The 19,337-nt window shown below is 70.2% G+C and carries 17 protein-coding genes and 1 tRNA gene; 9 read left to right on the top strand and 9 right to left on the bottom strand.

Annotation, left to right across the window (positions count from 1 at the left end; translation table 11 throughout):
* The first annotated feature begins 797 nt into the window (after positions 1-797).
* The 5 genes from ACOKR1_RS04520 (at position 798) to ACOKR1_RS04500 (ending at position 4,202) form a co-directional block, all read left to right on the top strand.
* Complete coding sequence (locus ACOKR1_RS04520) at positions 798-1,478, top strand: TetR/AcrR family transcriptional regulator (protein ID WP_422935555.1); 681 nt, start codon at positions 798-800, stop codon at positions 1,476-1,478.
* Positions 1,475-1,789 (top strand): TetR/AcrR family transcriptional regulator, encoded by a 315-nt coding sequence (locus ACOKR1_RS04515; RefSeq protein ID WP_422935554.1) that lies wholly within the window; start codon positions 1,475-1,477, stop codon positions 1,787-1,789. The genes ACOKR1_RS04520 and ACOKR1_RS04515 overlap by 4 nt, the downstream gene beginning before the upstream one ends.
* A gap of 628 nt (positions 1,790-2,417) precedes the next feature.
* On the top strand, positions 2,418-2,648 hold the full coding sequence (locus tag ACOKR1_RS04510) for a hypothetical protein (RefSeq protein ID WP_422935553.1): 231 nt from the start codon (positions 2,418-2,420) through the stop codon (positions 2,646-2,648).
* A gap of 118 nt (positions 2,649-2,766) precedes the next feature.
* Positions 2,767-3,312, top strand: coding sequence for a helicase associated domain-containing protein (locus ACOKR1_RS04505; protein ID WP_422935552.1), 546 nt, complete (start codon positions 2,767-2,769; stop codon positions 3,310-3,312).
* Entirely contained in the window at positions 3,216-4,202 is a 987-nt protein-coding gene (locus ACOKR1_RS04500; protein ID WP_422935551.1) for a helix-turn-helix domain-containing protein, read from the top strand. Before ACOKR1_RS04505 ends, ACOKR1_RS04500 begins: the two co-directional genes overlap by 97 nt.
* Before the next feature lie 70 nt (positions 4,203-4,272).
* Here ACOKR1_RS04500 and ACOKR1_RS04495 read toward each other — a convergent pair whose 3' ends face one another.
* The 5 genes from ACOKR1_RS04495 to ACOKR1_RS04475 all read right to left on the bottom strand — a co-directional run bounded on the left by ACOKR1_RS04495 (position 4,273) and on the right by ACOKR1_RS04475 (position 8,793).
* Positions 4,273-4,734, bottom strand: coding sequence for a hypothetical protein (locus tag ACOKR1_RS04495; protein WP_422935550.1), 462 nt, complete (start codon positions 4,732-4,734; stop codon positions 4,273-4,275).
* Between the two features lie 1,195 nt (positions 4,735-5,929).
* Entirely contained in the window at positions 5,930-7,111 is a 1,182-nt protein-coding gene (locus tag ACOKR1_RS04490) for a tyrosine-type recombinase/integrase (protein ID WP_422935549.1), read from the bottom strand.
* Between the two features lie 4 nt (positions 7,112-7,115).
* Positions 7,116-7,355: a helix-turn-helix domain-containing protein gene (locus tag ACOKR1_RS04485; protein WP_422935548.1), complete on the bottom strand. Its 240-nt coding sequence runs from the start codon at positions 7,353-7,355 to the stop codon at positions 7,116-7,118.
* Between the two features lie 182 nt (positions 7,356-7,537).
* Positions 7,538-7,611 (bottom strand) — tRNA-Thr (locus ACOKR1_RS04480).
* Between the two features lie 279 nt (positions 7,612-7,890).
* Positions 7,891-8,793 (bottom strand): DsbA family protein, encoded by a 903-nt coding sequence (locus ACOKR1_RS04475; RefSeq protein WP_422935547.1) that lies wholly within the window; start codon positions 8,791-8,793, stop codon positions 7,891-7,893.
* A 194-nt stretch (positions 8,794-8,987) separates the two neighbouring features.
* On the opposite strand from ACOKR1_RS04475, the gene ACOKR1_RS04470 reads away from it, so the two are divergent.
* The 4 genes from ACOKR1_RS04470 to ACOKR1_RS04455 all read left to right on the top strand — a co-directional run bounded on the left by ACOKR1_RS04470 (position 8,988) and on the right by ACOKR1_RS04455 (position 14,077).
* Positions 8,988-10,460, top strand: a complete 1,473-nt coding sequence (locus ACOKR1_RS04470) for an alpha,alpha-trehalose-phosphate synthase (UDP-forming) (RefSeq protein WP_422935546.1) — start codon at positions 8,988-8,990, stop codon at positions 10,458-10,460.
* The gene (gene otsB, locus ACOKR1_RS04465) at positions 10,453-11,250 is read left to right on the top strand and encodes a trehalose-phosphatase (RefSeq protein ID WP_422935545.1); all 798 of its coding nucleotides are present in this window, start codon (positions 10,453-10,455) and stop codon (positions 11,248-11,250) included. Before ACOKR1_RS04470 ends, otsB begins: the two co-directional genes overlap by 8 nt.
* Positions 11,251-11,467: 217 nt before the next feature.
* Positions 11,468-12,547, top strand: a complete 1,080-nt coding sequence (locus ACOKR1_RS04460; protein ID WP_422935544.1) for an ABC transporter ATP-binding protein — start codon at positions 11,468-11,470, stop codon at positions 12,545-12,547.
* A 72-nt stretch (positions 12,548-12,619) separates the two neighbouring features.
* Positions 12,620-14,077, top strand: a complete 1,458-nt coding sequence (locus ACOKR1_RS04455) for a DUF4032 domain-containing protein (RefSeq protein ID WP_422935543.1) — start codon at positions 12,620-12,622, stop codon at positions 14,075-14,077.
* Between the two features lie 139 nt (positions 14,078-14,216).
* Here the strand turns inward: ACOKR1_RS04455 and ACOKR1_RS04450 are convergent, their stop codons facing one another.
* The 4 genes from ACOKR1_RS04450 to ACOKR1_RS04435 are packed head-to-tail and all read right to left on the bottom strand — an operon-like array spanning position 14,217 to position 19,298.
* A complete protein-coding gene (locus ACOKR1_RS04450; RefSeq protein WP_422935542.1) occupies positions 14,217-14,849 on the bottom strand; it encodes a DUF2461 domain-containing protein in 633 nt (210 codons plus the stop codon).
* Between the two features lie 60 nt (positions 14,850-14,909).
* On the bottom strand, positions 14,910-16,775 hold the full coding sequence (locus ACOKR1_RS04445; protein ID WP_422935541.1) for a glycoside hydrolase family 13 protein: 1,866 nt from the start codon (positions 16,773-16,775) through the stop codon (positions 14,910-14,912).
* Positions 16,772-17,638 carry a sugar ABC transporter permease gene (locus tag ACOKR1_RS04440; protein WP_422935540.1) on the bottom strand — a complete coding sequence of 289 codons (867 nt, stop codon included), beginning with the start codon at positions 17,636-17,638 and terminating at the stop codon, positions 16,772-16,774. The genes ACOKR1_RS04445 and ACOKR1_RS04440 overlap by 4 nt, the downstream gene beginning before the upstream one ends.
* A gap of 1 nt (position 17,639) precedes the next feature.
* A complete protein-coding gene (locus ACOKR1_RS04435) occupies positions 17,640-19,298 on the bottom strand; it encodes an ABC transporter permease subunit (protein WP_422935539.1) in 1,659 nt (552 codons plus the stop codon).
* Between the last annotated feature and the right edge of the window lie 39 nt (positions 19,299-19,337).

The following is a 19,337-nucleotide window of genomic DNA, read 5'->3' as shown; positions in this document are numbered from 1 at the left end:
CCCTCGGCGACGGCAGCCCCGGTCGGAAGCGTCCGGCTCGCCGCGCACACCGGGACAGATAACGGGCACGACCGCCGCAGGAGCCGGGGGCAAAGCCAAGAACCGCTCCCTCCCAGGACCGCGTGTCGTTGAGCCGGGGCAACGGGCGCGACGAGACCCTCCCGCTTGGGCTGCCGCTCGGATCAGGCTGAAGGGTCCTCGGCAGCCTGAGGCTGCGGTCGTCCCTCGCCTGAACCTGAAGGGCGGTCCAGCCCCGGATGACGAGCACGACGAGCGATGCTGCACGCGTTCACAGAAGGAGTGCAGCAACGCAGCATGCTTCGCCTGGGTCGCACAATCCCGGGGCCTGCCCACGGATGACGCGCGTTGTCGAGGCCGGCGCGTCAAGGGGAGCGTCCCTTCGCGGCTGCTCCAAGGCAGTCGGCCGGCCAGCGCCCTTCATCGGATCAGTCGGCTCGGCTATTCCGCCCGAAGCAGGCATCGACCTCAAGCCCCCGCCCACGCTGTCCTCCGACAACGGCCCCCACTGACGCTCCAAGATCTGAGATATGGCTGCGAGTGCACCCTGAGTGGCCGGGTGCGGCGTGCGGGCCTTGCTGCGGAGCGAACGTCTCGCCGCGAGGCATATCGCCGGGCGGGCATCCGATGCTACATTCTGGCGGACGCGCGCCTGCTGAGGGCGAGCAGACGGGGGGCTGGCCATGGCCGCGACGGCGCACGAGAGGCCCTCCTCCGCTTTGTCCGCGCGTCAAGGGGTTCGGCACGGCGGCAGCACTGAACAGGCAGGGACGGCGGGCGTGCCGCTGGACCGGGGCAGCGGCGGACCACGGTCAGTCGACGCCAGGGGGCGGATCCTGGAGGCGGCCTATGCGCTCTTCGCGGAGCACGGCATCCGGGCGACGGGGGTAGAGGAGATCATCGCGCGCTCGGGGGCGGCCAGGGCCACCTTCTATGCCCACTTCCGGTCCAAGGACGAGGTCGCGATCGCGTACCTCGAACGCCTCTGCCGGGGCCGGGCGGCGCAGATCGACGCCGCCGGCGCGGCCCGGGGCGAGGGGCCCGGAGCGCTGGTCGGAGTCTTCGACGTCTTCGGGGAGACGATCAGCCAGGAGGCGCTGCGGGGCAGCTCGTTCGTCCACGTTCTGTTCGAACTCGGCACCGAGCACCCCGTGGGACGGGCCAGCATCCAGCACTTCGCCAGGCTGCGGGAGCACCTCGCTGGGCTCGCCGCCGCCCGGGGGATGCCCAGCCCCGAGGCCTTTGCCAGGGACTGCCAGCTGCTGGTCAAAGGCATGATCGTTTCGGCGGCCGAAGGCGACCCGCACGCCGCAGAGCACGCCCGCGCAATGGCCGAACACCTCATCGAACGCTATGTGGCCTCTCCGCGGCCCCTCCCCGCCCCCGGTGGCAGCGAACGGAGGCACCAAGGACCGACCGAGCGCCCCTGCCCGCCCCCGCTGGGGTCCTATGATTCGTGAGTGGACTCTCACGCTGCCGCCTCCCAGCGCGGACCGGCCCCCGCGGGCGCGGCGCGCCGGAGGATCCTCGCCACCGGTGTGCGCTGTTCTCCCGACACGGCGTCCGCGACGTCGGGATGGACGAACTGGTCTCGGCCGCCGGGGTGACGAAGTCGACGTCCTACCGGCACTCCCACTTCAAAGACGACCTAGTCTTGGCCTGCCTCCAGCTTCGCTACGAGGAGCGCAGCACGGCCGTGGAGGCCGCCATCGCCCAGAAGGCTGAGGGCGAGGGAGCGATCCAGGCCGTCTTCGACGCCTTCGAGGGCTGATTCGGCCAGGACGCCCCCGAGGTCGTGGCGTTCCTGCAGGTCCTTGTCGAGATGGGGCCCGGGCACCCTCTCGGGCAGGACAGCGCCGCCTACATGGCCCGCAACCGCGCCCGGCTGGGACACCTCGCCGCCGCGGCCGGCTGCGCGAGCCCGGGGACTTCGCCTGGTCCTGCCACCTCCTGGTCCAGGGCGCGATCATCGCCGACCTCGAAGGCGACCCGGACGCCGCCGGGCGCGCCAGGCGCCTCGCCTGGCTCCTGATCCAGCACCACCGTCCAGCCGGCCTCAGCAGCGCTCTGGCCGTCCGGGGACCCCTAGCCTGACGGGCGGGCACCCGCCGGCGTGACTCAGGCCGGGCGTGCGCCTCTTCAATGCCCGGTGCGGTTCACAGTGCGCGCTCGAGCAGGTCCCGCACACGGCTGCCGGCGCGGGCGAGCACTCGGTGCCGTGCCCGATGGTGGGACCAATGTGCACGATAGCCGCGACGCGTCCCCCCTTGCTCCGCCTCGGCCTGTCACGGACGCCCCTCAAGGGACGAGCCACGCTGCGGTGTTGACAGTGGAGTTCACACAGTTTTTACGGCCCTGAAATGTAGACAGAACGGTCGTTCTGCCCCAACACTCGTCGCATGGTTGAGATCATGGCAGCTGGGGCCATGGCCGGGCCGGCCGATCCGTGGGCGGGCAAGGAAACCCTCGCCGCACAGGTGCTGGGCATCCTCCGTGAGGTGCTGGACGAGCCACGCCTGTGCGAGGAGTCCAAGGACAACCTCCGCCGGCTCCTGGTCCTGCACAAGGACCACCCCGAGCAGGCCCTGTACGAGCACCTGAGCTGCATCCGCTCCGGCCGGGCCGGCTGAGGGCTTCGGCATGCACGCCGTGGAGGTCCCCGCGGTCCGCCGCCCCGGGCGCGCGGCCCTGTCAGGGGAACAGGCACTCGGCTGGGGGCAGCGGACGCGTCACCCAGGGACAGCCAGGATGCCCCCGTGGCCCGAGGTGGACGAAGCCGTCGAGCTGATGGAGCAGCTGCGCATTCTGTGCGGGGTCCCACAGCGCGCGTGCGCCCGCCCCGTCCCCCTGCTGGCGCCCCAGCCCCACAGGCGGCACCCGCCGGTGTGCCCCCGGACACAGGCCGACTCGCTCCCGGGGGTGACATTCCGCCGGCAGCTCGCCCACCTGCTCGGCTTCAGCCGCGCCTACGCCCGCATGCCATCGACCAGCCGGCGCGCGCCCCTCGAGGAGAGGAAGCTGGGCATGTGGCTCTACCGGCAGCGCCGCCGCCACGCGGCCGGGAAGACCACCCGAGCAGAGGCCGCGATGCTGGCCGCAGGCCTCGGCCCGGCCTGGGCAGCCGCCCCCTCGGGCCCCACGGGCGGCGCCACCCACGAGGCCCGCGACGCGGGACGGAGGACACCAGAGGAGGGAAAATGGGCACGAGGTTCGGTGAGAGGCTACGCCGCGAACGGCTTGAGCGCGGCCTCACCCACGACCAGCTCAGCCGGGACCTGTGCCCGCCCGGGCTGATCTCCCTCCTGGAGACAGGCCGCAGAGAGCCCTCTTGCGAGCTCGTCCGCTCTCTCGCCGGCCGCCTCGCCCCGGCCCCTCCCGGGCCCGGGGCTCTCCTTGCCGCCCTGCGCGCTGAGCAGGCTTGGGATGAGCACGACTACGCCCAGAGCGCCGGACACGCCCTCGCCGCAGCCCAGCTGGCCCTCGCCGCTGGTGACCGCCTCACCAGATGGGACCTGAGCTGCCTGCAGGCCGAATGCCTGATGAGCCAAGGCCACCCGCGCGAGTCGAAGCACATCCTGGACCGCCTCGTCGACGACGTGCCTGCCCCGGACCCCGCAGGCACCGAACTGCGGTGCCGGACACTGCTCGCCGAGGCCTGCACGGCCCTGGGCGAGCACGCCGAGGCCATCGCCCACGCCCGCGAAGCCCTCCGACTCGCCACCAGCCACCCCGCACACCCGGCGCAGCAGGCAGCGGCGACCCGGGCCCTGGCCACAGCGCTGGCCGAAGCAGACGACACTGACGAGGCCTGGGCGCACTGCCGCTCCCTCGAGCACCTCCTGGACGCCGGGCTGCCTGCCCGGGCCGCCGGGGAGGCGCACTGGACAATTGGGAACATCGCCGTGCTCCGCGGCGAGTCCGGAAGAGCCACCGCACACCACCAGCGCGCGGCCGAGCTCCTCATGCCCCTGCAGGACATGCAGCTGTGGGCCCGCTTCAACCTCGATGCCTCCGCGGCCCGCCTCTCCCGAGGGATCGCCGACCCCTTCATCCTGGCCATGATCGAACAGGCCGAGACCGCCCTCGCGGCCACGGGCGGCAGTCCGCTCGAGCACCTCCACGCCACCCTGAACCGCGCCCAGTGGCTCTACCTCCGCGGCGGAACCGCCGAAGCCGCCCGATAGCTCGAGCAGATCCACCCAACCCCGCAGGTCCCCTCCTCGGACACCGCATCGCCGGCGAGGCCGCCATGCTCTACGGGAAAGGAGCGCGATGTCCAGCCAGATCGAGACCGCCGGGCACGCCCCCGATGATTACGCGAGCGCGGTCGAGACGGCTCGGGATCACCGACTCGGACGGGCGCACCCAGACGATGCCCGGCTTGTTGCCCCGACCGTCCGTCGGGGTGGCCGCCGCGGCCTGTGACGGATCGGCGCGCCTGCCGACCGGCGAGACCCCACGCGGGAAACGTCGCTGTTCGCGGGACTCGGAATCGACCTCGATGTCGAGCCCGCCCGCCACACCCGACACCTCCCCGTCAAGGCAGGCGCCGCCACCCCCCGGGGGCGAGCGCCGCGCGCTTCGGCTTCCGCCCGTGTCTGCGTTCATCCGCGATGGCCGCACGTCCATGGTGCGGCCGTCCAGCATCGGGGTCCCCGAGTTGAGCATGTCTGGTTCCGCCACCGCATCCGAGTTGAGCATGTCTGGTTCCGCCACCGCATCGACCTCGGTTGCCGGGGAGCGCGTGTGCACCTACCTGCTAGGAGGTGCCGCACTGATGAACACGACGAGCCGCAAGCGGAAGAACCGGCACGGGTTCGCCCGGCTGGGATGGCCCCCGGCCACAGCGCATACAGGAGCCGAGCACATCTGCACCGGGCTCATCGAGGCCTCCCCGAGGGCCTGGACCTTCGAGGCCCTGCGCCGCCGCTTCCACGCCCGCGCACCGCTGGGGATCCCCGGCACGTCCTGGCCGGCCGTGCTGCATTCCATGCCCGGCAACCCCGGCCCGGGCCCGACGCACACTGCCGCGGGAAGGGGCGTTCTGCCGCGGCCGATCATCGGCGGACCGCTCAGCGACCTCCCGGACGACGAAGCCCCGCTCGCCGAGGACGCCGCGCGCCGTCAGGGGGCCTCACGGTTCACCGGCAGCGCGGATAACCCCAGGTCACACGGTGGGGCCACCGTGGCCCCACCGTCAAAGGTGAACGGGAAGACCTGGGATGGGCGCCGCGCTCAGCGATCCGAACTCGGGCACAGGACCGGAAGGCATCGGCGAACTGCAGCGCCTCGCCGACGATCACGACCACCCCGCTGCTCCGGGACCATGCAATGGTGGACCGGCAGGGTTCGATGCTGCGGTGCGGGAGCGTCCTGCGCAGGACGGCACCCAGGGCCGGGCATCCGGGGCGCAGACCCGCGCCGCCGCTCTGGGACATCCCGCTGCCGAGGCATTCGCCGGCGTCCGCGCCGGACAGAACACGGCAACCACCCCCGCCCACACCTGCACCCGCAGCGGCGGCGATGGTCGACCGGGCTTTGGTCCTGGTCTGGGACGAGCTCGCCGAGCACACTGCGACGGCGGGCGGCGTCGCAGTTCTCCGTCGGCGGGCATAAGCCCAGGTCGCACGGTGCCGCCACGGTGGCGGCACCGTGCGAGCGCAATCGCAGCACGACGATGCCCGGGCCCCCTGTGTCTCGCGCGGGCGCGCCGGAAAGTGGTCGGAGCCTCCATTGTCAACGTCATCCTCGCCCGGTGCCTCCATCCCCAAGAATTTGTCCGACCTGACCACCCTCGTCAGCGAACAGACCACCGCCTGGTCCACCACCATGGGATACCACGGCACCGCTCTGCACAGCGCTCGCACCCCGCACCACCCAGCGTCGCACGCAGGCGGGCGGTGAGGGAAGATCACGCGTCCTTCGCGAAGGCGCGCTCGAGCATCTCGGCGGTGGCCGGGTTGACCATCTCGTTGCGGCGGATGTAGTGCGCGATGGTGATCTTCGGGTCCGTGTGGCCGAGGAGTTCGGCGGCGAGGTCGACGCCGGCTTGGGCATTGATCGCGGTCGCGACGGTGCGGCGGAACATGTGCGGGGTGACCCCGGTGATTCCGGCCAGGTCCATCACCCGGCGGAGCTGGAGGCGGACGTGATTCGTCGTCAGCGGCTTTCCTTCCCTGCTGCAGAACAGCAGGGCGTCCAGCGATGGGTCCTCCAGCTTCGCCAGCCGCCGCCGGACGGCCTCGGCAGTGAAGGATGGGAGCGCAACCGTTCGACGGGACTTCGCCGTCTTCGGATGGTCCTGCCGCACGGTCGGCTCACCCCGGTTGCTGATGATCGTTCCGGCGATCCGGATCGAGGGCGGGGCGCCGGTGATGTCGATGTCGCGGCGGCGGATGGCCAGGACTTCGCCGATGCGTGCGGACGTGCCGAGCATGACCTCCACGATCGCGCCGAGCTGGCCGTCCGGCTTCGGGCCCGAGGACGAGCGTCCGGCCTCCCAGTATGCGATCGCGGCGCGGACTGCGTTGACCTCTGCCGGGGTCAGCGCGCTCGGCGTGGACGCCGGGCGGTGCAGGCGGGAGACGTGGTCCATCGGGTTGCGGGCCAGTACCTCGTGCCGGACTGCCAGGCCGAGGGCCAGGCGGAGGGCGACGCGCGCCTGCTTGGCGCGGTTGTAGCTCTGCTTCGCGAGCTGCTTGAGGAAGTTGTCGCAGCGGGCGACGCCGATCTCTCGCAGGGTCAGGCTCTCGAAGGCAGGCAGGACGAGCCTGTGCATGTTGCTCTCGTAGAGCTGTCGGGTCCTCTTTGAGAGACGGCCTTCGAGATCGAGGTCTTCGAGCCAGTAGGCGACCAGTTCGGGGAAGGGGCTGTCTGCGGTGAGCTTCGAGGATGAGGGCTGGAAGAGGCTCCGCTCGGACAGCTTGGCCTTCAACGCCCGCTCGGCGGCCTTCCGGGTCGGGCCGGTGGCCTGGACCAGACGGGTCTTCCCGTCCCAGCCGCGGTAGCGGGCCCGGGCGACGACCCGCCCGCCGGCAGCGGGCAGGTGGCCGATCTCCCCGAAGGTGCCGATGGCCAGGCGCTGGCGGCTCACCGTCTCACCTCCGGTCCGCCGGCGAGGGCGGCCCGGGCTCGCGCTGCCGCTCGATCCATGTCCGCACGTCGGAGACGGCGAACTTCAGGTGCTTGCCGAAGCGGTAGGCGCGCGGGCCCAGGCCCCGGGTGCGCCAGTCGTAGACCGTGGAGACCGGAACGCGCAGGTACGCGGCCAGCTCGCCGACGTCGAGCAGGCTCTCCAGCCCCCACGGATTCTCCGCAGCAGTGTGATCGGTGTCCATGCCGGACAGGTGCGCCGCGCTCCTCCTCAGTGATCGGAGGCAGCCGGAGCGGTCGTCCGCCTGCCGGAGCGCAGCCGCCCAAGGGCGCCACGGGGAGGCCAAAAAGATGGGTTTTCGATGACCGGGTCAAATCTCACCTGCTGGAAAGTCGCGGGAACCCTTGAGTTCCCGCGGCTCCGGAGAGCCCCCTGCCGGATTCGAACCGGCGACCCTCTGTTTACAAGACAGATGCTCTGGCCAACTGAGCTAAGGGGGCATGGGCCCGGGCCTCGCCCGAGCGCCCTACAAGCGTAACGTGTGCGGCCCACGGCTTCGAACCGCATGGCCCCCGCGGGCACCCGGGGGAAAGTCACGCTCTCGCTGAGAAGTCATCCCGAGGGTGACTTCTCAACGAGAAGGTGACTGCGCGAGCTCCCGCCCCTCAACGAGGTAACTGCACGAGCGCCCTGCCCCGCCCGCCGCCCCGAAAACCGCGAGCGGCTCGGCCCCCCCACGCAAGGGGAGCCGGGCCGCCGTCGTCCGTCGCCGGGAAGGGTCAGGACTTGGCGCGCGCGTCCAGGTCCGCCTGGAGGAACGCGTCGAACGCCTGGTTCGCCGAGTCGCCGACCCCCCACTGCTTGCCGTCCACGATCGCGGTCGGCGTGCCGGTCACGCCACTCGACGTGGCGAGCTGCGTCGTGTACTTGACCCAGGGTCTGTACGTCTTGTCGTCCACGCACTTCGAGATGTCCGCCCCGACGCCCGAGGCGATGTCCTTGAGCTGCTGGTCGGAGAGGCCGGCCGAGCCCTCGGCGGGCTGCTGGTCGTACAGCTTGGTGAAGAAGTCCGAGTACTTGTCCGGGTTGGAGTTCGCCACGCACGCCGCGGCCGCCGCCGCACGCGAGGAATAGTTCGTGGTCGAGTTGCGGTCGAGGAACGCGATGGGCCGGTACTCGAGGGTGATCTGACCTGCGTTGCGCAGATCCGTGAGCTTCTGGCCGTACGTCTGCTCGAACTGGTGGCAGATCGGGCAGATGAAGTCCACGTACACCACGACCTTGGCCGGCTGCCCCTTAGCCGCCGCCTCGGTGCCCGGCGCGTTCGCAGCCTGGCCCTGCGTGGGCTGAGTGCTGGGCGTCGGAACGCTCGCCACGTTGACGTTCGACGCCGGCTGCGCGGTGACCGCTGTGCCCTTGCCGAGGGTGATGCCCCCGTTGGAGTTCATGTTGGCCGGGCTCGCACCGCTGTCGGCGATGGGCGCGTTCGAGCGCATGGTGGTCGTGATGACGACCGCCACGATGGCGATCACGGCGACAAGCGCCACGACGACGCCCCACCGCAGGAGCAGCTTGTTCCGCTTCTCCCGCTTGAGCTGGGCCTCGCGGATCTGGCGGGCCTTCTCTCGGGCGGCGGCGGTGCGCTCCGCTTTCGTGGGGCGTGGTTGGTTGGAGGGGCTCATGGTTCCTCGTGTCATTTCGCGGGCGCGGGGATGCGCATCGGGTCGGCGACGGGGAAAGTGTATGCCAGCGGGCATAGCCCTCCCTGTCAAGGGTCTCCACAGGCCGCAACGAGCAGACGTTCGCAACGGTTCCTTTACCTGCGTGTGACGGTCGCCGCACCCCGCCCCCGGTAGGGTGGAAATGATCTCATGGAATGCGAGGTAGCGCGCAAGTGGCCCAGGACACTGAACGGACAGCACCCGATACGAAGACCACGAAGGGCAGGGCGGCAGGCCAGTACGACTTCCTTGTCGTCGCCAACCGCCTGCCAGTCGATCGTGCCGGGGACGGCCCGAAGTCAGGCTGGAAGCGCTCCCCTGGCGGCCTCGTCACCGCGCTCGCTCCGATCATGGAAAAGTCCGACGGCGCGTGGGTGGGTTGGGTTGGCTCTCCCGGCGAGGAGATCGAGCCGTTTGAGCACGCCGGCATGGCCCTCGTCCCCGTGGAACTCTCCGCTTCCGACGTAGAGCTGTTCTACGAAGGCTTCTCGAACGCGACCCTGTGGCCCCTGTATCACGACGTCATCGCCCCACCCGAGTTCCACCGCACATGGTGGGACGCGTACCGCCGGGTCAACGAACGCTTTGCGGTGGCCGTGCTGGCCCGCGCGGCCGAGGGCGCCACGGTCTGGGTTCAGGACTACCAGCTCCAGCTCGTCCCCGCGATCCTGCGCGAGCGGCGCCCGGACCTCCGGATCGGCTTCTTCAACCACATCCCGTTCCCGCCGCCGGAGATCTTCTCCCAGCTTCCGTGGCGCCGCCAGGTCCTCGAGGGACTCCTCGGCGCCGACCTCGTGGGGTTCCAGCGGCCCAACGACGCCCTGAACTTCGCCCGCTGCGCGCGGCGCTACGGCGGCGCGGGCGGCAAGGGCACGCACCTGCTCGTGGGCCCGGAGCAGCGCGCGGTCCGCGCCGAGCCGTTCCCCATCTCGATCGACACCGCCCGGATCTCGGACCTCGCCCGCCAGCCGGAGATCCGCGAGCGGGCCCGCCGGATCCGCCACGACCTCGGCGATCCGAAGACGATCATGCTCGGCGTCGACCGTCTCGACTACACGAAGGGCATCCGTCACCGCCTCAAGGCGTTCGAGGAGCTCCTTTCGGACGGCCGCATCCAGGTCGGCGAGGTCACCCTCATCCAGGTTGCGAGCCCGAGCCGCGAGCGCGTCGAGCAGTACCGCCTGCTCCGCGAGGAGATCGAGGGCACGGTGGGACGCATCAACGGCGCCTTCGACACCCTCCAGCACACTGCGGTCCGCTACCTCCACCACAACTACCCGGTCGAGGAAATGGTCGCGCTCTATCTCGCGGCGGATGTCATGCTCGTGACGGCGCTGCGCGACGGCATGAACCTCGTGGCGAAGGAGTACGTCGCGGCGCGCTGCGACGGGACGGGCGCGCTCGTGCTGAGCGAGTTCGCGGGGGCCGCGGACCAGCTCAAGCAGGCGCTCCTCATCAACCCGCACGATATCGCGGGCCTCAAAGACGCGATGGTCACGGCCATCGGGATGCCCCGTGGGGCAGCGGGACGGCGCATGAAGGCCATGCGCCGTCAGATCATCGTCCACAACGTCGAGGAATGGTCCACCGCGTTCCTCGACCGGCTCGCGGAGGTCACGCATGGCTAGCACCGGAGTTCCTCACGACCTGCGGATCGCGCTCGAGCGGCTCGCCGCCGTCGAACGTCTCCTCGTGGCGCTCGACTTCGACGGGGTCGTCTCCCCGATCGTCGAGCGGGCCGAGCAGGCCCGCCCGCTCCCCGAGACCGCGGCGGCCGTGGCCGAGCTCGCGGGCCTCGCGGGCACGTGGACGGCCTACGTCTCGGGCCGCTCCCTCGAGAGCCTCGTCGCGGCGGCGTCGCCGGACGCACGCACACTGCTCATCGGCAGCCACGGCGCCGAGGTGCGCCTGGGCGGCGAAGAGCACCCCGTGACACTCGACCCGGACCAGAAGGAGGCGCTCGGCGTCCTCCACGCGGCGTTCACGGCGGTCGCCGCGAACGCCCCCGGAACGTGGGTCGAAGAGAAGCCGGCCGGGCGCGTCCTCCACACCCGCCAGGCCGAGCGTGACGTCGCTGCGAAGGCCGTCGAGGCTGCGCGTGAGCGGCTCGGGGGCCGCCGCGACGTCTTCCTCAAGACCGGCAAGCAGGTGCTCGAGGGCTCGGTGGTCCACGCGACCAAGGGCGAGGGCATCGCCTTCCTGCGCCAGGTCACCGAGGCGGACGCGGTCCTCTTTGCGGGCGACGACGTCACCGACGAGGACGGCTTCCTCGCCTTGGAGGACGGCGACGTCGGGATCAAGGTGGGCGATGGCGACACCTCCGCGGGCTTCCGCGTGGGAGGTCCGGTGGACATCGCCGAGGCGATGGCGCTCCTCGTGCGCTTCCGGGCGGAGCTGGGCGCGCAGCGCACGTCGTGAGGCGCCGGGGCGTCCACGTGGTGGACGTCACACTTTGGATCGCCTTGTGATGCATGCCATACTCAACTGGTGATCCGGGGCACGTCCCGGCGGATCGCGCTGTGCCAGAATCGGCGATGCCAGCTTCGGCAGCCGCGACTGGCACACAACTGAACAACATGAACCATTCACAACGGATCGTCCGGCACGTACCTGCCGGTGAAGGGACACGATTACTGTGGCAACAGTGACGTTCGACAACGCTACGCGCCTGTACCCGGGCACCGATAAGCCCGCGGTGGACAAGCTCAACATCCAGATCGCGGACGGCGAGTTCCTCGTTCTGGTCGGCCCCTCGGGCTGCGGAAAGTCCACCTCTCTTCGTATGCTGGCCGGCTTGGAGGACGTCAACTCCGGCCGCATCCTCATCGGCGATCGCGACGTCACGGACGTCCCGCCGAAGGACCGCGACATCGCCATGGTCTTCCAGAACTACGCGCTGTACCCGCACATGAGCGTTGCGGACAACATGGGCTTCGCGCTCAAGATCGCCGGCGTCTCCAAGGAAGAGCGCGCGCAGCGTGTTCGCGAGGCGGCCAAGCTCCTCGACCTCGAGCTGTACCTCGACCGCAAGCCCAAGGCCCTCTCCGGTGGTCAGCGTCAGCGCGTCGCCATGGGCCGCGCGATCGTCCGTAACCCGCAGGTCTTCCTCATGGACGAGCCGCTCTCGAACCTCGACGCCAAGCTCCGCGTCCAGACCCGCACGCAGATCGCGTCCCTGACCCGCCGCCTCGGCGTCACGACCGTCTACGTCACGCACGACCAGGTCGAGGCCATGACCATGGGCGACCGCGTCGCGGTCCTCAAGGACGGCCTCCTCCAGCAGGTCGACACCCCGCGCAACCTCTACGACAAGCCGCAGAACGTCTTCGTGGCCGGCTTCATCGGGTCCCCCGCGATGAACCTCCTCGAGCTTCCCGAGGTGGACGCCGGCGTGCAGTTCGGCGGCGCGGTCTACCCGGTGGCGCGCGACGTGCTCGCCGAGGCGACCGGCACCACGGTCACGCTGGGTGTTCGTCCCGAGGACCTTGAGGGCGCGCCGCAGGGCGAGGGCCTCGAGGTCGAGGTCGACGTCGTCGAGGAGCTCGGCGCCGACGCCTACATCTACGGCCACACCACGCTGAACGGCCAGAGCCACGACATCGTGGCCCGCACCGACGGCCGCCGCCCCCCGATGAAGGGCGACAAGGTGTGGGTCCGCCCGCAGCAGGGCCACGTGCACCTCTTCGACACGAAGACCGGCCTGCGCCTCGGTTAATCTGTCAATGACACAGCGCTGTGCCCGCCGGGACCCCGGCGGGCACAGCCGTTTCTCCCGGGAAAGAGCACGATGAACGGCGCCAACTGGCAGGACGAGCCGACCGATTACGAGATGCTCGGCAAGCTGCCGCGGAACGAACCCCTCCCCGAGCCCCCTCCCGCAAACGTCATGGGGTCGCTGAGCATCACCGCGGCCGCGGCGGACCCTGAGCTCCTCGACCTCCCGTGGCACATCCGGCTCGAGGAATGGCCCGAGGAGCACCTCGCAGCCCTCCCCCGCGGCATCTCCCGGCACATCGTGCGCTTCGCGAAGCTCGGCGGCTCGGTCATCGCCGTCAAGGAGACGGGTGAGCACATCGCCCGCCACGAGTACCACATGCTGCGCCGCCTCCAGCGCCTCGACGTCCCCTGCGTCGAGCCCGTCGCCGTGATCCGCGATCGGCAGACGCCGGACGGCCGCCCCCTCGACCCCGTCCTCGTCACGCGGCACCTCAAGTTCTCGCTCCCGTACCGCGCCCTGTTCTCGCAGACACTGCGCAAGGACACGCTCACGCGCCTCATCGACGCGCAGGCCCTCCTCCTCGTGCGCCTGCACCTCATCGGCTTCTATTGGGGCGACGTCTCGCTCTCCAACACGCTGTTCCGCCGCGACGCCGGCTCGTTCGCCGCCTACCTCGTGGACGCGGAGACCGGCGAGCTCTACCCCGATCTCTCGACTGGCCAGCGTGAGTACGATCTCGAGATCGCGCGCGTGAACATCGCCGGCGAGCTCATGGACCTGCTCGAGGGCGGTCTCATCGACCCCGAGGTCGACCCGGTCGCCACGAGCGAACGCATCATGGATTCCTACCGAAACCTGTGGGCCGAGCTCACGGAGAAGGAGTCCTTCGAGCTGGGCGAGCGGTGGCGCGTGAGTGCGCGCATCCGCCGTCTCAACGAGCTCGGCTTCGACGTCGAGGAATACGCGATCAAGACCACGCCGGACGGCTCGACGATCCAGCTCCAGCCCAAAGTGGTCGACGCCGGCCATCACCAGAGGCGGCTCCTCCGCCTCACGGGCTTGGATGCCCAGGAAAATCAGGCCCGCCGGCTGCTCAACGACATGGACTCGTTCCGGGCCGACAACTTCCCCGACCAGGATGAGGAGATCTCCGCCCACGCGTGGGTCACCCAGGTGTTCGAGCCGGTCGTCCGGGCCATCCCGAAGGAGCTCTCGGGGAAGCTAGAGCCTGCCGAGGTCGTGCACCAGGTGCTCGAGCACCGTTGGTACATGTCGGAGAAGCTCGATCGGCATGTGCCCCTCGCCGAGACGCTGCAGTCGTACATCGACACCGTGCTGCGGCACCGCCGCGACGAGGCCGCGATCATGCTCAACCCAGACACGAACATGCTCAAGGTGCTCGAGGCCGAGGAGGCCGCGCAGCGCGATGGCGAAGACGAGTACGACGACGAGGAAGAGCTCGGCGACGAGGAAGCGTTCGACGACGAGGCTGAGGTCGCCAAGGAAGAGCCCGTCGACGCCGACTGATCGATCCCCGTTGCGCCGTCACCTCCGCACGGTCCCCACCCGTTTGCGCCGTCACCTCCGCAGTGTCCCCACCCCTTGCGCCGTCACCTCCGCACGGTCCCCACCCTGCGGAGCTGACGGCGCAACAGAGTGTTGGGTGCTAGTGGACGTGGGTCGAGAGCCAGTCGATGAGCGGGCGGATCTCATTCCAGTAGCCGCGGATCCGGTCGAGGGCCTCGGGGGTATCGAGCCACTCGGGCGTCCCGAGCGCCTTCCCGGCGGTGATGGACTTGTGCTTGAGCAGCTCGCCGCGCGGGTGGTCGGAGCCGAACTCGCGCGGAACGGTCTTGAGCCGCTCCCCCTCGATCGCGAACCCCGACTCGCTCAGCGTGCGGACGATCCGCTCAAGTTCCTCGCCCGAGGCCGGCGCGTCGACGGCGGCCCGGAGACGCGCGACCTGATCGGGAGTGCTCGTATGGCAGCCGCCGCCGACCATAAGGCCCGTCGCGTCAAGGTGCAGGTAATAACCCGTCCCCTCCGCCGTCGACGCGAAGCCGCCCTGCGACGTCTTGTACGGCGACTTGTCCTTGCTGAAGCGCACATCGCGGTTGGGCCGGAACGCCTTGCCCTCGCCAAACTCGTCGGAGAGCTCGTCGAGGAGCGTGAGCATGGGGCCGCGGATGGCCTTCTCATACACGTCCTTGTGGTCGAGCCACCATTCACGCGTGTTGTTCTGCTCGAGCTCGGCGTAGAACGCCGGACCCTCGGCCGGGAAACCCTCGAAGTCGCTCATGGACAGGATCATCGCGGATTGCCAGGGACCCCGCAACGTTCCGCCAGGGACCCCGCAACGTCACCGTGCGGCGGGCGGCAGCGCCGGACCGCCCAGGAACCACACCGCGGCGGCGGGGCCGTCGGACGCGAGCCGCGCGCCGCCGTCGTCCGCCAGCTCGAGCCGCAGCCCGCCCACGGCGACCTCCGGCACGCCCTCGGGCACCGGCAGCACGCCCGCCGGCAGCGACACAGAGCCCGCACCGCGCGCAGCCACAACGAGCGCCGTGCGCCCGGGCAGTTCGCGCACGAACGCGAGCGCCTCCCCCTCAGCCCAGAGCCATCGCAACGAACCCTCGCGCAGCACCGCTTCCCGCGCCCGGACGGATGCGAGCCGCCCGTACAGTCCGCGGAGGTCCCGCGGCACCACCGAGCCCCACGGCATGGGGGCGCGCGAGTGCTCGCCGTTCGTGCCTTCGAGGCCGAACTCGTCGCCCGCGAAGACCACCGGCAGGCCCGTGAACGTGAACGCGAGCAGCGCGGCGACGTCCTGCCCGCCGGGGACCATGACGGTCGCGGCGCGCGCGGTGTCGTGCGTGTCGATCGCGGTGAGGCTGTGGAGCCGCACGTCCCACGGGTACGCCGCCGAGAATGCCCGGTGCTCGGCCACGAACTGCTCGGCCGGGATCCGGGGCGGCCCGTCGAGCGGCGTCCCGAAGTAGTTCACGCGCGCACCGCCCGTGAGCCAGCCCCACACGGGGCGCGTGAAGCCGAGGTAGCTCATGGAACCGTGATAGGTGTCCCCTTGGAAGTCGCGCGTCGCGTCGGCCGTCGACTCGGCGATGAGGAGCGCGTCGGGGCGCACCGCAAGCGCCGTGCGCCGGAGCAGGGCCGCGACGTCACGGTTCCAGTCGACGTCGCCAAGCCGCCCGGTCATGTTGCATACGTCGATCCGCCAGCCGTCGAGGTTGAACGGCGGCTTGAGCCAGTGCGCCACCACGGAGTCCGGCCCGTCGACGAACTCGCGCCGGAGCCGCTCCGACGCCCAGTCGAGCTTCGGGAGGCTCGGCACGCCCCACCAGCTTTCGTAGCCTCCGTCCTCGCGCCAGTAGTAATACGAGCGTTCGGCGGCGTCTGGATCCGCGAACGCGGTCCGGAACCATTCGTGGGCCTCGCCCGAGTGGTTGGTCGTGAGGTCGCCGATCACGCGGATCCCGCGCGCGTGGCACGCCTCGACGAGGCGGACCAGCGCCTCGTCGCCTCCGAGCAGCGGGTCGACGCGACGGAAGCTCTCGGCGTCGTACCGGTGGTTCGACGTCGCCGGGAAGAACGGCGTGAGGTAGACGATCCCAACGCCGAGCTCCACGAGGTGGTCGAGCTTCTCACGCAGCCCATCGAGATCGCCGCCGTACAGCTGACGCGACACGTCCGGCCCGGTCGCGAGGACGGGCTCTCGCCACGCGGCGCGCACGGCCCACTCGGGCGCGGGCCGGCCGTCCGCCGCGGCCGACCGCGCGAATCGGTCGGGGAACACCTGGTACATCGCGGCACCGGTGGCCCAGGAGGGCCCGCCTGAGGCCACGGTGAGCCGGAAGTCCTGCGCGTCGGGCACGTCGTGGTCCCATTGCCCGGCCGAGTTGAGCCACGAAAGCCGCCGCGCGCCGTCGTCCGCTGCCTCGGGCGTTGCCTCAAGCAGGAAGCGGTACGTGGTCACGCCCGCCCGCACGGGGACGCGCGCCTCCCACCAGTCCCAGCCGCCGGCCGCGCCGAGGCGCTCGGCGGGGGCGTAGCGTGGCTCGGCGTCCTCGAGATACCTCGCCCATGCGCGGACGACGGCGCCGCCCGCCGGCGTGCGCAGCCGCACCCGGGCCTCGTCCCCCAGTGAGGGGCGGCCGTCGGGGACGTAGAGCGGGGATCCGTCATGGTGGGCCTCGAACGCGGGGATCATCCCTTCACCGATCCCGCAACGAGCCCGTTCACGATGTAGCGCTGGAGGAACAGGAACAGCGCCATGACCGGGAGGGCCGCGAGCACGGCGCCGGCGGCGAAGACGCCCCAATCCTCGGTGCGCTGGTTCGCGACGAAGGAGAACAGGCCCACCGCGAGCGTCTGCGTGTTCGGGTCCGTCAGCACGACGGACGCGATGACGAACTCGCTTGAGATCCCGATGAAGCTCAGGAGCCCGATGACGGCGAGGATCGGCGTGACGAGCCGCAGGATGATCCCGAAGAAGATCTGCGCGTGGCTCGCGCCGTCGATCTTCGCGGCCTCGTCGAGCGAGACGGGCACGGTGTTGAAGAAGCCGTACATGAGGTACGTGTTCACGCCGAGGGCGCCGCCGAGGTACACCATGATGAGCCCCAGCTGGCTCCCGAGCCCCAGCACGGGGATCACCTCGCCGATGCCGTCGAGCAGGAGGAAGATCGCGACCACGGCCAGGAGCTGTGGGAACATCTGCAGCAGCAGGAGGCTCAGGAGGCCCACGCGGCGGCCGGCGAAGCGCATGCGGGAAAACGCGTACGCAGCCATCGCGCCGAGGAACACGGTCGCGGCGGACGTCACGACGCCGATCACGAGCGTGTTGACGAACCAGCGGCCGAACGGGCGCTGGTCGTTGCCGAACAGCTTCGTGTAGTTGTCGAGCGAGACATCGTGGAACAGCATCCCCGAACCCGCGAGCGTGCCCGAGGGGTTGAGCGCCGCCGAGAGGACGTACAGGAGCGGGAACACCGCGAACACGCTCGTGACGACGCCGACGGCGTGCCGCCAGCCCTTGTCCCGGAGCCACGCTCCGAAGCTCTTTGTGCGCATGTCAGTTCACGTCCTCGAGGGCCTTGGTCTGCTTGAAGCTCACGGCGGAGATGACCGCCACGATGATGAAGATGATGATCGCGAGCGCGCTCGCGAGGCCGTAGTCGCGGCCCGTCCCGACGCCGAACGCGCTCTTGTAGACGAGCGTGATGAGGATGTCCGTCGCGCCGATGTCCCGCGTCGTGTCCGCGAACCGGGGCCCGCCGGCCGTGAGCATGTAGATCACGTTGAAGTTGTTGAAGTTGAACGCGAACGAGCTGATGAGCAGCGGCGCCACGGAGACGAGCAGGAGCGGGAGCTTGATCGAGCGGAAGATCCGCCACGCGTTCGCGCCGTCCACGCGCGCGGCCTCCTCGACGTCTTCGGGCAGCGATTGGAGCGCCCCCGTGCAGACCAGGAACATATACGGGAAGCCGAGCCACAGGTTCACCACGAGCACGCTGATCTTCGCGAGCACGGGGTCCGTGAGCCAGCCGATGTGCGCGCCGCCCAAGATCGCGTTGTTGATGAAGCCGAACTCGGGGTTGAGCAGCCCAGCCCACACGAGCCCCGAGAGGAAGGCGGGGAACGCGTACGGCAGGATCATGATGATCCGGTAGACCCGCTTGCCGCGCAGATCCGAGCGGTTGAACGTGATCGCGAGGAACAGGCCGAGCGCGAAGGTGAGAGCCACGGACGCGATGGCGAACGTGAACGTCCACGCGGTCACCGCGAGGAGGGGCCCGCGGAGGCCCTCGTCGGCGAATGCCGTGACGAAGTTCTTGAAACCGACGTCGATCTTCCAGCCGGTAGCGAGCTTCTCGCCGCTCGGCGCTGCGAACGAGCCCTGGCCCGAGTCGCGGTAGACCGTGCCGGTCGCGGTGTCGGTGAGGGTGTCGGCGCCCTTGTCGTACACCATGGTCGACTTGAAGACGTACGCGGTCCGCCCGTCCTGCGTGTGGAGCGAGCCGTCGGCGGGATCGGAGGAGAACGGCACGGCGAGCGCCAGGACATCCTTCTGGTGCGCCACGATTTCCTGGAACGTGAGCGTCTCGTAGCCGTCCACGCCCGTGGCCTTGCCGCTCGAATCCTTCGTGGCCTGGGCGTCCGCGAGGGGGTGACCCGTGGTGCCGAGCTCGGTTTTGCCGTCTGGGGACGTCACGAGGAGGTAGAACGTGCTGTCCTTCTCGAGCACGGACGTCCGGTACGCGGGCGAATCGGGCACGCGCTTCTGCGAGGACGTGAGGATCGCCGCGATCGCGTCCTCCTTCGTGCTGTTGTGCCCGTCGCCATAGTTCGTGAACGCGATGTACCCCGAATAGAGCACCACGAAGACCTGGAACACGAGCAGGAACAGGACGCCCGGCGCGAGGTACTTGGCCGGCAGGCCGCCCTTGCGCAGGTAGATCCAGTTGATCCCGAGCGTCACCGCGGCCGCGATCCCGAAGACCACCCACGAGCGGCTCAGGAAGAGTGCCATGAGGATGTACACCGCGAGCGCGTCGGCGAGCCCGAGGAGCACGATCTTGGCGAGCGTCCCCTTCCACGAGTCGGGACCGCGCCGACCGCGCGCGGGGCGGGGACCGCGCTTGGCGGGACGACGCTGGGAGGGCGGGGCGCCGTCGTCCGTTGCGACAGCGGGGGCGAGCTGGTCGGCGCGGGGCATCTCAGTTCGGGGCATCGAGGGGTCCTTCGGTGGGTCGGGAGAAACGGACGACGG

It is taken from the genome of Sinomonas sp. P47F7, assembly GCF_049332655.1.
Taxonomy (GTDB): domain Bacteria; phylum Actinomycetota; class Actinomycetes; order Actinomycetales; family Micrococcaceae; genus Sinomonas.
This window is presented reverse-complemented; position numbering and strand designations above follow the sequence as displayed.